Below are 14,466 nucleotides of genomic sequence, written 5' to 3'. Positions count from 1 at the left end.
CGGTCGGAGACAGGTTGCCGGCACTCGGGTTCGGCGTAGGGTGGAGTTATCGGAAGCCTGCCAGCCAGGTAGGCGCTGCGTACCGGGTGGAGTGCGGGTATGCGGATACATGAACGGCTGTCGGAGCTGGTCGTCGCCGGAGAGGATCTGGTGTTCGGCAGCGTCTGCAGCGGATGTGGCCAGGAACCCGGCCTGCTCTGTGCCGGCTGTCGCGAGGAGCTGATCGGGCCGGCGGCGCCGGTGTACGACCTTCCGGGTGCGACGGAGCTCAGGGTGGCCGGCGCGGCGGCCTACGCCGGCGTCGCGGGAGCCGTGATCGTCGACCACAAGGAGCACGGCCGACTGGGCCTGAGCCGACCGCTCGGGGACGCCCTGGCCGTGGCGGTCACGGCGTTGTCCCCGTTCGACGCGGGATGCGGTGAATGCGGGCGGCGACCCACGGCGCTCGTACCCGTTCCCTCTCGCCGTTCCACCGTCCGGTCGCGCGGTCACGACCCCGTGCTGCGTATCACCTTCAGAGCGGCGTCGGTGTTACGACGTGCGGGTGAGCGGACGACGGTGGTACCCGCCCTGCGGCATGCTCGCAAGGTCGCGGATCAGGCCGGTCTCGGCAGGACGGCGCGTGCGGAGAACCTGCGCGGTTCGATGGTGTTGCGGCGTGCGGCCGGTCGGCTGCTGAGGCCGCGATGTACCGTCCTCGTCGACGACGTGGTGACCACCGGCGCCACCTTGCGAGAGGCGGCTCGTGCGCTCGAAGCGGGCGGGTACCGGCCGTGCGGGGCAGCGGTGGTGGCCGTCGCCGGCGGGTAGGGATGCGCGGCTGTGAAAAGAGTAAGAAGTTTGCGAACATCCGAGATCAACGTGTACAGCGAGCGACGAACAGCTAACGTTTGTGCATGGCACCCGTTGTCCGTTCGATAGCACCGCGGTCCATCCGGTATCGCGGGCCGTCGCCAGGACCAGGGGTGCTCCCCTGGTATTCGGGTGTGATCTCGACCGTCTAGCCCAACCGGGAGGTTACGAGTGGATATTGTCGTCAAGGGCCGTCGTACGGACGTGCCGGAGCGGTTCCGCGAACACGTAGCCGAGAAGCTCACCAAGCTGTCGAAGTTCGATCACAAGGTCATCCGGGTCGAGGTCGAGGTTGCGAAAGAGCGCAATCCCAGGCGCTCCGACGAGTCGGAACGCGTGGAGTTGACCGTGCACTCCAAGGGTCCGGTGATCCGGGCCGAGGCCGCCGCGGCGGACAAGCGTGCCGCCCTGGATCTCGCGATGGACAAACTCATCGCCAGAATGCGCAAAGCGGCCGACCGTCGCCGGGTCCATCACGGCAACCGGACACCGATGTCGGTCGCGGCCGCGACGGCGCCGCTCGGTTCGAGCGCCGGCGCCGGCTTGGACGCGGCCGTGCCGCAGCAACCCGCCGCACCCATGAGTTCGCCCGCGCCGGAGCCGGAGATGGTTCCCGGTGCGCCGTTGGCAGTGGAGACGGAGGACCCCGACGTGTACATCGAGCGGAACGGGCCGATGGTGGTACGCGAGAAGACCCACAAGGCAGCTCCGATGACGCGCGATCAGGCTCTCTACGAGATGGAGCTTGTCGGCCACGACTTCTATCTGTTCGTTGACTCCGACACGAAGATGCCGAGCGTTGTGTACCGGCGGCAGGGCTACGACTACGGCGTGATCCGGCTCGACGTGTGATGGCGGTGGTGAGGGCGGTGGACGCCCGGGGCTGACTGCGTTCATGCTGACGGCGATCACGGTGTGCGCCGAGATCAAGCTGTGGTCGCCTTGGTGAGGCCGGGGAAGTTCTTCTCCCTCTGACGCGGGCGGCGGAGTGATGGTGCGTGCTGGTTGCGCGGATCTGCCGCCGCCCGAACATCGGTCGAAGAATTCCCCGGCCTTCCCGGCGTTCGGCCTGGTCTCGGGGCTGCGTCGCTGATGGTGTGCGCCCTGGCGCCCGGCGCCCCAAGCGATCCAGCGGCCCAGCGATCCAGCGGCCCAGCGATCCAGCGATCCAGCGGCCCAGCGATCCAGCGATCCAGCGGCCGGGCGGCGTGGCCGGCTGCCTTGCCTGCCGCGTGTTGTCGGGCGGCACCGGGCGCGTCGTCTGGCGATCGGCTCTGTGCGTCGCGGAGCCGATCAGGGTCGGTGGGCGGGCCGGTGGTGGTCAAGTCCACCGGGCGACGGTCGGCGGCATCACGGCACCGGTCGAGGGTTGTCGGTGGGGGTTGGTAGCGTCCGCGACATGGGGAAACGAGAGAGGCTGTCGCGGGCTGCCGCCCGGCGGGTCGCGTTGGCCGCGCAGGGTTTCGCGGATCCGCGCCCCGCTCGGCCGGACCGGCGGGCGTTGCGGCGGGTGTTCGATCGCGTCGGCGTCATCCAGATCGACTCGGTCAACGTGTTCTCGCGTTCCCAGTACATGCCTGTGTACAGCAGGATCGGCGCGTATCCGCGGGAGCTGCTGGACAAGGCGTCCGGGAAGGCGCCCAGGATGTTGTTCGAGTACTGGGCGCACGAGGCGTCGCTGGTTCCGGTGCATATGCAGCCGTTGTTCCGGCATCGGATGGACACGGCGGACGAGGCGGCGTGGGGCGGTATGCGACGCGTTGCCCAGGAGCAGCCGGAGTTCATGAGTTGGGTGCTCGACGAGGTCAAACGGCTGGGACCGGTGACGGCCGGTGAGATCGAGCACGACGCTCCGCGACGGAAGGACAACTGGGGCTGGAACTGGTCGGACGTGAAAGCGGCGCTGGAGTACCTGTTCTGGGCAGGCGAGGTGACATCCGCCGGACGTAACGGCTCGTTCGCGCGCCTCTATGACCTGCCGGAGCGTGTGCTTCCGAAGGAGGTCTTCGACGCCCCGACGCCATCAGTGGAGGAGGCCGGCAGAGAACTGATCCGGATCGCGGCTCGGTCGCACGGTGTCGGGAGCGAGCAGTGTTTGCGGGACTACTTCCGTCTGCCGGTGGCGAACGCGCGGCAGGCGATCGCGGAGCTGGTGGAGAGCGGCGAGTTGCTTCCGGTCAATGTCGAGGGATGGAGCCGGCAGGCGTACCTGTACCGGGATGCCCGGGTGCCGCGGCGGGTGCAGGCGCGTGCCCTGCTGAGCCCGTTCGACTCGCTGGTGTGGGAGCGGGCGCGCACCGAGGCGCTGTTCGACTTCGCCTACCGGTTGGAGATCTACGTCCCTAAGGAGAAACGGGTGTACGGGTACTACGTGCTCCCGTTCTTGCTGGGGGAGCGGCTCGTCGCGCGAGTCGACCTCAAGTCGGATCGGCAGCACGGCGTGCTGCGGGTGCAGGCGGCGTGGCGTGAAGCGGATGCTCCCGATGAGACGGCCGAGGAGCTGGCGGCGGAGTTGAGGTCGGTTGCCGGGTGGTTGGGGCTCGACGAGGTCCTCGTCGCAGGAGCGGGCGACCTCGCTCCCGAGCTGGACCGAGCTCTTCGGCATGTGTAGTCACCATTCGAACGACATCGCGGTTGTCCCGACGACCGCGATGTCGTTCGGTTCACCGGCACGCTTAGATGAGGTCCTCCGGAAGGAGGTCGTACCAGTGCTGGTCGGCGAGGGTTCCGTCGGGAAGCCGGACGGCCGAGCGTTGACGGCCGCTGTACCGGAATCCGGTTCGTTCGATCACGGCGCGGGAGGCGTCGTTGCCTTCGGTGTGCGTCACTTGAACGCGGCGTAGCCCGAGCCCTCCATCGTCGGCGGCGATGAACGCGTGCCGGGTCAGCAACCGCACAGCCTCGGTCGCGATGCCGACTCCGCGAGCCGTCGGATGGACCCAGTACCCGAGCGACGCTTGGTCGTGCCGGACGCCCGCCAAGGTCAGCGTGAAGGCGCCGAGCGCCGGCCCGCCGGCCGGGTGCGCGGCGGCCCAGGTCACGCCTCGCCCGGACGCCGCATCGTGTGCGTGACGGTCGATGTAGCCGCGCGCGTCGGCGAGCGTGTAAGGCGTCGGAAGTGTGAGCCAACGCCGCGTCATCGGATCTTCGCATGCCTCCTTGACCGCAGCGGCATCGGAGTCGACGAACGGCCGCAGCCGCAGGCGGGAACCGTGAATGGTCGGTATGTCCAGCCAGGGCGTTCTGGGCTGCAACGGATCGCCCGGCAGCAGGGTCGCCACCCACGCGTCGCGTCGGCGCCCGCGCTGGACCAGATGTGAACGGATGGTCCCCTCGAACGCGAACCCCAGCCGCCACACGACCCTGCGCGACGACCAGTTGCCCACATACGCCCGCCACACCATGCTCTGCAGGCCGAGCCCTTCGGGTGCGAAGGCGCGCTCGATCACCAGGCGGATCGCTGCGGCCACCAGGCCTTGCCCCCGGTATTCGGGCGCCATCCAGAAGCCGATCTCAGCCGCTCCATGACCGTCCAGGTTGAGCCCGACCATGCCGAGCGGCCGCTGATCCCGCGGGTCGCGCAGCGCCCAGTTCAACGCTGTTCCGGCCGCCCACGCCTCGGCGACCTGGGCGATGAACTCTTCACCGTGCATGCGGGTATACGGCGACGGAACCGTCGTCCAGTCCCGGATGTCGGGATCCTGGCACAGCTCGGTGATGCGGTCGACGTCGGCAGTGGTCGGTGCGGACAACAGGACGCGATCGCCCCGAAGCTCGAACGGTTCCATACGGGGTATCCTGCCCAGGTGCGGTAGTCGTACGGCAATCGGTATTCCATGACAGCTCGGCGCGCACGACGAGGGGTTCGGGTGTGGGCACAGTCCTGCGTCATCGAGCCGTTACCCTTCCGTGGCCGCGACGTACCATGGAATGTCGAAGCCCATGAGGCTGGCGCCGCTTTGCAGACAACGTTGGCTAGGAGTTGACCCGCGTGCCCGTATTGCTCGACAGAATCCTCCGCGCTGGAGAGGGCAAAGTCCTCAAGCGCCTGGAGGGGATCGTCAAACAGGTCAACAGCATCGAAGACGAGTTCTCCGCCCTGTCGGACGACGAGCTGCGCGGTATGACCGATGAGTTCCGCAAGCGGCTCGAAGAGGGCGAAACCCTCGATGATCTGCTGCCGGAGGCGTTCGCCACCGTGCGTGAGGCGGCGAAGCGGACACTCGGACAGCGTCACTTCGACGTCCAGATCATGGGTGGCGCCGCGATGCATCTGGGCAACATCGCCGAGATGAAGACCGGTGAAGGTAAGACGCTGGTGGCGACGCTGCCCGCGTATCTCAATGCGCTCAGCGGCAAGGGCGTCCACATCGTCACGGTCAACGACTATCTGGTGCGTCGTGACGCGGAGTGGATGGGGCGCGTGCACCGGTTCCTCGGCCTCGAGGTCGGCATCATCGTCAACGGGCTCAACTCGAGCCAGCGCCGTGCGGCCTACGCCGCGGACATCACCTACGGCACCAACAACGAGGTCGGCTTCGACTACCTCCGCGACAACATGGCGCAGCGGGTCGAGGACATGGTCCAGCGCGGACACAACTTCGCCATCGTCGACGAGGTGGACTCCATCCTGATCGACGAGGCCCGTACCCCGTTGATCATCTCCGGGCCGGCAGATCAGCCGACCAAGTGGTACGGCGAGTTCGCCAAGCTGGCCGAGCGGCTGCGCCGCGACACCGATTACGAGGTCGACGAGAAGAAGCGCACCGTCGGCGTCCTCGAGCCGGGCATCGAGCGTGTCGAGGACTGGCTGGGGATCGAGAACCTCTACGAGAGCGCCAATACGCCGCTGATCCAGTACCTCAACAACGCGATCAAGGCCAAGGAACTGTACCGGCGGGACAAGGAATACGTCGTCGTGGACGGCAGTGTCCTCATCGTCGACGAGCACACCGGGCGTGTTCTCGGTGGTCGCCGCTACAACGAGGGCATGCACCAGGCGATCGAGGCGAAGGAAGGCGTGGAGATCAAGCAGGAGAACCAGACGCTCGCGTCGGTGACCTTGCAGAACTACTTCCGCCTCTACGACAAGCTCGCCGGCATGACCGGTACCGCCATGACGGAGGCCAGCGAGTTCGACAAGATCTACGGCCTCGGCGTGGTGCCGATCCCGCCGAACCGGCCACTGGCCCGGATGGATCGGGACGACCAGATCTACCGGACGGAGGAGGCCAAGAACTCCGCCGTCGTCGAGGACATCGCCGAGCGGCACAAGAAGGGCCAGCCGGTGCTGGTCGGCACGACCAGCGTCGAGAAGTCCGAGCGGCTGTCTCAGCTGTTGCGTAAGCGAGGCATCCCGCACGAGGTACTCAACGCCAAGCAGCACGACCGCGAGGCCGCGATCATCGCGCAGGCAGGGCGTCGCGGTGCGGTCACCGTCGCCACGAACATGGCCGGTCGCGGAACCGACATCATGCTCGGCGGCAACCACGAGTTCATGGCCGCCGCGGAGCTGAAACAGCGTGGTCTCGATCCGGTGGAGAACCCGGAGGAGTACGCGGCGGCGGAGCCCGCGGCGCTGGAGAAGTACGAGGCGCAGGTGGCGTCCGAGCGCGAGGAGGTGCGCGAGCTGGGCGGCCTGTACGTGCTGGGCACCGAACGACACGAGTCCCGGCGGATCGACAACCAGCTGCGCGGCCGGTCGGGACGGCAGGGCGACCCCGGTGAGTCGCGGTTCTACCTGTCGCTCCAGGACGACCTGATGCGGCTGTTCAAGGCCGACTGGGTCGAAATGATCATGCGGACGCTCAACCAGCCGGATGACGTGCCGATCGAGCACAAGCGGGTGAGCAACGCCGTCAAGGGCGCCCAGGCACAGCGCGAGGCGCAGAGCTTCGAAATGCGCAAGGACGTGCTGAAGTACGACGACGTCCTGAACAACCAGCGCAAGGTCATCTACGACGAGCGGCGGCGAGTGCTCGGCGGTGAGGACCTGCACGGGCAGGTCCTGAGCATGATCGACGACGCCGTGAGCGGCTACGTGCACGGCGCCACCAGCGGGGGCTACCCGGAGACGTGGGACCTGGACGAGCTGTGGACGGCGCTCCGGTCGCTCTACCCGGTATCGGTGGAGCCGGAAGAGGTGGTCGAGCAGGCCGGCGGTCGGGAACGGTTGTCGGCTGGCCTCCTCGCCGAGAAACTCACCGAGGACGCCCGCCGGGCCTACGCCGAGCGCGAGGAGACGCTGGGTAGCGAGGTGATGCGCGAGCTGGAGCGGCGTGTCCTGCTGACGGTGATCGACCGCAAGTGGCGCGAGCACCTGTACGAGATGGACTACCTCCGCGAAGGCATCGGGTTGCGGGCGTTCGCCCAGAAGCAGCCGCTCGTCGAGTATCAGCGTGAAGGCTTCGATCTGTTCGCCGCCATGATGGACGGGATCAAGGAAGAGTCGGTCAGGTTGGTGTTCAACCTCGAGGTCCAGGTCAAGCAGCAGGAACCGGACGAGGCGGAGGGCGCCGGGGAGAAGGCGGCGCCGGTGGTGGAGGCGCAGGGCCTCACCCCCGCTCGTCGTCCGGCACAGCTTCAGTACACGGCTCCGTCGGTCGACGGCGACGCGCAGGTGCAGCGACGTGTCGAGCGCGCCTCCGCCTCCGGTGGCGGCGCTGCAGTGGCCTCCGGTGCCGGCGGCGCGCGAGGCTCGCATGCCGCCTCGTCGGACGGCGAGGAGCCCGATTTCGAGGGCGTGGCCCGGAATGCGTTGTGTCCGTGTGGCTCCGGGAAGAAGTTCAAGCGTTGCCACGGCGATCCGAAGCAGCGCGCCGCCATGGAGGCGTGAGAACGAGCGGCGTGCCGATGCGGTAGCCGGCTCGGTCCCGTGCCGAGCCGTGCTGGCTCAACTCCGGGTTGGCACCGATCCGTTCACTCGAAGTGTTCCCTCCAGTCACGGTTCTCCGTTACCTTCGTTGTCAAGTCAGCGGCGAGGAGAAGGTCCAGGCGGAGGGATCCAACGTGGCAGCAGGAACGTTCGGCCGGGTACGTCGTCAGGGAAAGGCAGTGGCCGTCGTGGGTATCGCGGCGGCCACTGCTGCTGTCTCGGTAGCGCCCGCGGTGGCGTCGCCGGCAGCGTACGGGAATGTGAGTGAGCGGCCGACCGCGGTGGTCTCGCGTGCGGTTCCGGCGGGTGTCGTCGCCATGGGCGACTCGTACTCGTCCGGGCTCGGCACGGACGACTACGAGGACGACTGCGACCGCACCCAGCAGGCGTGGGCGTGGCTGATCTTTAGTGACGAGGTGCCGGCCACCGAGCGGACATTGCTGGCCTGCTCGGGCGCGGTCATCGATGATGTCTACGAGCAGATCGACGAGCTGGAGGCTCTGCAGGGTGCCGGTGGCCGCCTGATCACGCTGACCGTCGGCGGCAACGACGTCGGGTTCGCCGACGAACTGGTCAACTGTTACGTCTCCTTCGTCAGTTGCACCAGGCGCGAAGACGCGATCAGGGCGGAGATCGACGCGCTGGTCGACCCGCTCACCGAGTTGTACCGGGCCGTCCAGGCGGCCGCACCCGACGACGAGTTGATCGTCGGTGGTTATCCGCTGCTGGTCCCTGATCCGGAGGTGCGCGACAACTGCATCGCGCTCACACCGTTGTTGTCAGCGGCAGAGAGGCAGATGATTCGACGGCTCGGCGGAGCGTTGAACAGCGTCATCGAGCGTGCCGCCGACGAGGCCGGGGTGCGTTCCGCCGGGACGCGGCTCGAGGAGACCTTCGACGGGCACGAAGCCTGTGCCAACGGCCCGGATGACTGGTTGAACGGGCTCAAATTCGGTCGGACCGCGGATGCGACGGCGGTACCGGAGCCGGCGGGCGCGCAGACCGCCGCGACGCCCGAGCCGGATGACCCGGAACTGGGCCCGCAGTGGGACATCATCAGCAGTTTCGTCCGGGACTCCTTCCACCCGAACGCGTCCGGGCAGACTGGATACGCTGACGCGTTCGAGCACATGTGGATGTCGTCCTGAGGCCGGCCCGCGGTATGGGTGCGCATCGTGCGGCGAGCCTCAGATCACGTCGAACACGGTGCAGACCCAGCGACCCCGGTGGGCTTCGCAACGCATCGCCAGTGCCCGGACCCGGTCACCGATCTGCAAGACGGCGGCGGCCTCGAAGGTGCTGTCGTCGATCTCGCTGACCCGTACCGAGCGCACCGAGGGCCGGGGTCCGGGTGGCCGGCCCCGGCGCGCGGCGACCTGGCTGCCGAGCCATTCGTAGACCTCATCGTTGGTCCACCGGAGGAGCTGTTGAAACGGTCGCCTGCCTTGGATCGATTCCACCGCAGCCTGGGCCAGCCGCGCCGACCATCGGCGCGGATCCGGTAGCTCTGCCGGCCGTTCCGGCGTCCGCGGCGATTCGCCGAGGCGGCGTGGTGGACGGTCGGCGAGAAGGTTGGACGGACTGCTGCTGGATGTCGCGACCGAGAGCGCCAGTGTGCCCTGGACCGCGGTCGCTGACGCGGTACGGGAGACGCGGCGCTTGCGCGGCCGGGGCGTGGCGATGGTGCCGAGCTCGTCGTCGAATGGCGGATCGGTCACCGGAACCGGTAGTGGCCGGGCGCGGGGGCGGGCGTGTCCGGTAGGGGTGCGTGGCGTCATCTCATCCTCGATTGGAGCGCTGTCGACCTGCCAGATCAGGGACGCATCGGAACGTTCAGCCGGGTGCCCGGCTGAATGATGTCGGGATCGGGGCCGATCACGCTCCGATTCGCCTCGTACCAGCGGGGCCATTCGGCGGCGACGTCGGCGGACGTCGCGCCTGGGCCGAGGTGCTCGGCGGCGAGACTCCACAGCGTGTCGCCGGGCTTCACGGTGACCGTGCCAGTGGTCTGTGCTTCGTCGCGGTCCGCCTCGTTTCGGGCCGCTCCGTCTCGGTTCGGCCCTTCATGAGCCGGTGGGTGCTCGGCATCGGGCGGCTCGGCCTCCGGCGGCCGGCCGTCCGTGCGGTGGTCTTCAGGGCTGGGGTCCATGGCTTGCCGATCACCGAGCTCCGGTTCCGCCACCGGCGGCCGGCCGATCTCCGGAAGCGAGTCGACATCGACCGTGAGAGAACCGGCCGCCGCGGCTGCCGACACGGCAGGTGCGGGATGCGGCCCGGCCCCATACGCCGCGGCACCGGTGAGCGGGACGGTGGCCACTGCCATGCCGAGGGTGGCCCGGACCAGGTGCCGGGCGGCCAGCGGCGCCATCCGGTGCGCGCACCGTACGGCCGCACGGCCGACACGGCCCGGCACGGTGGTCAGGGCGGTCGCCACCGCGACCAGGAAGAGCCAGGCCAGCAGCGCCCACGCGACCAGCGCCGCGGCGGCCGATATGAGCTGATCAAAGCCGGCCGTGCCTGCCACCACCTCGGTCAGTGGGTCAGCGGTGCCCCACCACAGTGCGGCCACGAGCGCCCCGAACCCAGCAGCGGAGACCAGGGCGCGAAGCAGGCTGAGCCTGCTCGCGCCGGCCGTTTCCGCGCCCGTCGCAGGATGTCCGGAAATGGTATTTTTGCGAGTATCCACCTGTGACTCCGCCCTTTACTCATCGTTTGCCTCTGTTCGACGGCGATGATCTATGCAATCCCTTGAATGAGTACTGCGTCAAGGGTTAGCGCGTCATTCGCATATCGCGTTGCGCGAACCCGTACTGATCGTCCGGTCTTCCACCCTGGGCCCTGCGGTGCCGCGGCCCCCGGTTACCGTCGTCCGATGCGGTGGGAACGTCTCTTCTCCGACATCGAAGCGCAACTGGATGAGAGTGAGCGTCTCGAGCTGGACGACGAGATAGCGGTGCGCACTCGTTCCGTGCGCAAGGAGATCTACCTGGTGGACCGGCTACGCTCGGCGCGTGGCCGGGGGATCGAGGTGCGGGTGCGTGGAGCCGGCATCGTCCGGGGCAGGCTTGCCTCCGTCGTGCCGTCCTGGCTACTGATCGACGACCCGGCCGGAAGCGAGATTCTGGTGCCCCGAGCCGCCGTTCTGACCGTGTCCGGTGCCGGGATGCGTGCAGCGTTGCACGGAACGGACGCACCGGTCGTCGAGCCGTTGCTTGGCCAGGCGCTCAGTGCCGTCTCGCAGGATCGGGCGTCGGTGGTCGCGACATTGGTCGACGGCTCCATGATGACCGGCACGGTCGACCGCGTCGGCGGCGACTTCTTCGACGTGGTCGGCAGGCTGCCGGGCGAGGTCAGGGCCACTGCCGATCCCCGGGTGGCGGTTCCCTTCAGCGCCCTGGCGACGCTGCGGCGCACTTGAGAGGAAGAATCTAGGATTTCACCCGGCATGCGGCCCGCGACGCCGCTACGCTTTCGCGGGTGAAGATCAACAGCGACGTCGATTCGCCCACGCACGGCTCCGTGGGACTTGACGCACCGGCTGCCCACCGAGTGCGTCAGATGAGGTGGCGTAACCCGCAGCTCATCATCGGTGTGCTGCTGGTGCTGGTGTCCACCGTGGTAGGTGCGCGTGTCGTCTCGGCTGCCGGGGACACGGTGCCGGTGCTCGCCGCCGCCGAGGACCTCGCCCCTGGCCAGCCGCTCTCGGCCGAACTGGTCCAGACGCGGCACGTTGCGCTCGACGGCGACGACGGACGGTACTTCACCGGTGACCTCGGTGCGGGGCACGTCGTGGCGCGGGAGGTGCGCGCCGGCGAGTTGGTGCCCGCGTCGGCCGTCATGGACGCGGACGAGGTCGCGTCCGGCGGTGCCGCGGTGCGCTTCGTCACCGTGTCGCTTCCGGCGACCGAGATGCCGGCACGGCTGTCCTCTGGCGACATGGTCGACGTCTGGTTGACTCCCGCCGCCGACGGCGCGGCCGAACGGCTGGCAGCCGGGGTCACCGTGACGGAGGCGGACACCGGTGGGGCGCTCGGAGTGAGCGGAAGCTCGGCGACCGTGACCCTGGCCGTCCGTGGCGACGGTGGCGAGAACGGCGATGAGGGCGACGAGGAGTCGAGCCGAAGCGTCGACGAACTGGTCGGTGAGTTGATCGCCGCGAGCCGTGCGGAGCGGATCTACCTGTCGCAGCTGCCGTAGCGGAGATCGGTAGAGGAAGGAACGCAGCGAGTTGGAGACGGCAGAGCAGGTCCAGGTGCTGACCGCGGTGACCGAGGCGGGCCGGGACACGCATCTGATCACGGCGCTGCGGTCGGCGCCGGGACGATTCGCCGTGGTGCGACGGTGCGTCGACCTCGCGGATCTGTTGGGCGCAGTCGGTGCGGGGCTCGGCCAGGTGGCACTGGTTTCGTCCGGCCTGCGTCGCCTCGACCGGGATGCCGTGGACGCCATGCGACGCGCCCGGGTGGGCGTGATCGGAGTGGTATCCGCCGGTGATGCGGCAGGCCGGGAACGGCTGGCCGCGCTCGGCGTGGACCATTGCATCCCGGTCGACGCCGAGCCGTCGGAGCTCGCCGCCGCGGTGCTGGACGCGATCACGGCGGCGCAATCCTCTGCGCCCGGGGATGGCCGCGGCAGCCACCGCGTCGTGCCGGACGGCGGCCGGAGCGCGTTCCATCCGGAGATTCGGCAGCGCAGCGCGGAGGACGACGCCGACCCGCTCGAATTCGTCGAACGAGGCGGACAGCGCGGGCAACTGATCGCGGTCTGGGGTCCGTACGGAGCGCCGGGGCGGACGACGATCGCGACCAATGTCGCCATGGAGCTGGCCATGCTCGGCACGTCCACGATGCTGGTGGACGCCGACACGTACGGAGCGTCGATCGCGGAGACGTTGGGCCTGCTCGACGACGCCCCGGGACTCGCGGGCGCCGCCCGGATGGCCAACCAGGGCCAGCTCGACGCCATCGCGCTGGCCCGATACGCGCGCAAGGTCACCCCGGAGTTGCACGTGCTGACCGGAGTGACCCGGCCCGCGCGGTGGACGGAGCTACGCCCGGCCGCATTGGAGGCGGTCTGGTCGCAGACCCGTTCGGTGGCCACGGCCACCGTCGTGGACTGCGGGTTCTGCCTGGAGGAGGACGAGGCCATGGTCTTCGACACGGATGCACCGCGCAGGAACGGTGCCACCGTGACGACCCTGGCCTCTGCCGACGTGGTGCTGGCCGTCGGCGCGGCGGATCCGATCAGCCTGGGACGGTTCGTGCGGGGCCTGGCTGATCTGCGTGAGATCGTGTCTGATCTTTCCGCGACGCACGTGGTGGTGAACAAGGTGCGGCGATCCGTCGCCGGCGCCGGCCCGGAGAAACAGATCGGAGCGGCCCTGGAGCGTTTCGTCGGCGTGCAGCCGGCCGCCTTCGTCCCTGATGACCCGGCCGCTCTGGACCTTGCGCTGGTGTCGGGACGGACGCTGGCCGAGATCGCTCCCCGTTCCGCGGCGCGGCACGCGATCCTGGCCTTGAGCCGGCGACTGGCAGGCCTGCAGCCGCCACCGCCTCGGCGGCGTCCGACGCTTCTTCCGACGCGCCGGTCGTGACATCCGCGAACGCCGACATCAGCGGTGGCTCGAGCCGGAATCGGTGACCCATGCACGCCACGAGATCGTCATGCACAATGAAGAGATGAAACCTCTGCGTAACGTGGGTGAAGGCCCCCGTAGAGGATTGGTCCTCGGCGGGGGCGGCTTGCTGGGTGCGGCATGGACAGTCGGCGCGCTGACCGCCATCGAGGACGCCACCGGCGTCGACATGCGCACCGTGGATCACATCCTGGGAACGTCGGCCGGAGCCGTGACCGCGGCCATGCTGGGCGCGGGTGTCAGCGTGCGGCAGCTGTACGGGCACCAACTCGGCCGGCCGGTCGATGGTCCGCTCGCCGGCTATCTGTGGGATTACGACCATGCCACGGGCGGGTCGCGTCCGATGCGTCCGCGGCTGGGCGTCGGCTCGCCCCGGCTGGTCACCCGGAACATCACGCGACTGCGGAAGTTGCCCCCGACGGCGGTGCTGGCGGCGTTCCTGCCGGAGGGCCGGGGCGATCTGCGCAGCATCGGTGACCTGGTGGCTGCGGTGTCGCCGGATGGCGCATGGTCACCGCACCCGGGTCTGTGGATCGTCGCGATGGATTACGAGTCCGGGCGGCGGGTCCCGTTCGGCAGGGAGGGCACGCCCGAGGCGCCGCTGTCCGAAGCAGTGATGGCGTCCTGTGCCATTCCAGGCTGGTTCGCGCCCGTCGTGATCGACGGGCGCCGGTATGTGGACGGTGGCGCCTGCTCGGCGACGTCCGTCGATCTTCTCGCCGGACTGGGCTTGGACGAGGTGTTCGTCGTGGCGCCGGCGGTCTCGTTCTCCAGTGATCGGCCGCGCGCTCTGCTGTCCCGGGTGGAACGGAAATGGCGAGTTCGGGTGACCCGGCGGTGCCTGCGTGAGACGGACAAATTGCGCGCCGAGGGGACGAAGGTGACGATTCTGTGTCCCGGGCCGGATGATCTGGCCGAGATCGGTGGGAATGTCATGGACACGACCCGGCGGCTGCGCGTCCTGGAGACGTCGGTGCGCACGTCGGCGGAGCTTTTGGCGAGCTATTCGGAGTCGGCTGCCTGAGCAGGTAGCCGGTCTCTTCGGCCGTCGCCCGCCGAATGACACTGATGTGTTTATCACCCAGTATCGCGAGCCGCGGTCACG

12 protein-coding genes are annotated in these 14,466 nt (G+C 68.7%); 9 read left to right on the top strand and 3 right to left on the bottom strand.

Annotated elements, in window-relative coordinates; all coding sequences use genetic code 11:
- Window positions 1-99 precede the first annotated feature (99 nt).
- From G1H10_RS20070 to G1H10_RS20060, 3 genes are all read left to right on the top strand, one after another.
- On the top strand, window positions 100-810 hold the full coding sequence (locus G1H10_RS20070) for a ComF family protein (RefSeq protein ID WP_163741079.1): 711 nt from the start codon (window positions 100-102) through the stop codon (window positions 808-810).
- A gap of 213 nt (window positions 811-1,023) precedes the next feature.
- Window positions 1,024-1,704 (top strand): ribosome hibernation-promoting factor, HPF/YfiA family, encoded by a 681-nt coding sequence (gene hpf / locus G1H10_RS34635; RefSeq protein ID WP_163741077.1) that lies wholly within the window; start codon window positions 1,024-1,026, stop codon window positions 1,702-1,704.
- A gap of 547 nt (window positions 1,705-2,251) precedes the next feature.
- A complete protein-coding gene (locus G1H10_RS20060; protein WP_163741075.1) occupies window positions 2,252-3,463 on the top strand; it encodes a winged helix-turn-helix domain-containing protein in 1,212 nt (403 codons plus the stop codon).
- 64 nt (window positions 3,464-3,527) lie between these two features.
- Here the strand turns inward: G1H10_RS20060 and G1H10_RS20055 are convergent, their stop codons facing one another.
- Window positions 3,528-4,640: a GNAT family N-acetyltransferase gene (locus G1H10_RS20055; RefSeq protein ID WP_163741073.1), complete on the bottom strand. Its 1,113-nt coding sequence runs from the start codon at window positions 4,638-4,640 to the stop codon at window positions 3,528-3,530.
- A gap of 203 nt (window positions 4,641-4,843) precedes the next feature.
- Between G1H10_RS20055 and secA the strand changes: the two genes are divergently transcribed.
- Window positions 4,844-7,687, top strand: coding sequence for a preprotein translocase subunit SecA (gene secA / locus G1H10_RS20050; protein ID WP_163741071.1), 2,844 nt, complete (start codon window positions 4,844-4,846; stop codon window positions 7,685-7,687).
- Window positions 7,688-7,860: 173 nt separating this feature from the next.
- The gene (locus G1H10_RS20045) at window positions 7,861-8,874 is read left to right on the top strand and encodes an SGNH/GDSL hydrolase family protein (protein ID WP_163741069.1); all 1,014 of its coding nucleotides are present in this window, start codon (window positions 7,861-7,863) and stop codon (window positions 8,872-8,874) included.
- 39 nt (window positions 8,875-8,913) lie between these two features.
- Here the strand turns inward: G1H10_RS20045 and G1H10_RS20040 are convergent, their stop codons facing one another.
- Both G1H10_RS20040 and G1H10_RS34630 read right to left on the bottom strand, forming a co-directional pair.
- Window positions 8,914-9,504 (bottom strand): Rv3235 family protein, encoded by a 591-nt coding sequence (locus G1H10_RS20040; protein ID WP_163741068.1) that lies wholly within the window; start codon window positions 9,502-9,504, stop codon window positions 8,914-8,916.
- Window positions 9,505-9,539: 35 nt separating this feature from the next.
- On the bottom strand, window positions 9,540-10,412 hold the full coding sequence (locus G1H10_RS34630; protein ID WP_216853470.1) for a LysM peptidoglycan-binding domain-containing protein: 873 nt from the start codon (window positions 10,410-10,412) through the stop codon (window positions 9,540-9,542).
- Between the two features lie 186 nt (window positions 10,413-10,598).
- Between G1H10_RS34630 and G1H10_RS20030 the strand changes: the two genes are divergently transcribed.
- The 4 genes from G1H10_RS20030 (at window position 10,599) to G1H10_RS20015 (ending at window position 14,385) form a co-directional block, all read left to right on the top strand.
- Window positions 10,599-11,144, top strand: coding sequence for a hypothetical protein (locus G1H10_RS20030; RefSeq protein WP_163741066.1), 546 nt, complete (start codon window positions 10,599-10,601; stop codon window positions 11,142-11,144).
- Window positions 11,145-11,203: 59 nt separating this feature from the next.
- Window positions 11,204-11,923, top strand: coding sequence for an SAF domain-containing protein (locus tag G1H10_RS20025; RefSeq protein ID WP_163741064.1), 720 nt, complete (start codon window positions 11,204-11,206; stop codon window positions 11,921-11,923).
- A 31-nt stretch (window positions 11,924-11,954) separates the two neighbouring features.
- Window positions 11,955-13,319, top strand: coding sequence for a CpaE/TadZ family protein (locus G1H10_RS20020; protein ID WP_163741062.1), 1,365 nt, complete (start codon window positions 11,955-11,957; stop codon window positions 13,317-13,319).
- An 85-nt stretch (window positions 13,320-13,404) separates the two neighbouring features.
- A complete protein-coding gene (locus G1H10_RS20015; RefSeq protein WP_163741060.1) occupies window positions 13,405-14,385 on the top strand; it encodes a patatin-like phospholipase family protein in 981 nt (326 codons plus the stop codon).
- The last annotated feature ends 81 nt before the right edge of the window (window positions 14,386-14,466 follow it).

It is taken from the genome of Phytoactinopolyspora halotolerans (assembly GCF_010550675.1).
In the GTDB taxonomy this organism is placed as follows: domain Bacteria; phylum Actinomycetota; class Actinomycetes; order Jiangellales; family Jiangellaceae; genus Phytoactinopolyspora; species Phytoactinopolyspora halotolerans.
This window is presented reverse-complemented; position numbering and strand designations above follow the sequence as displayed.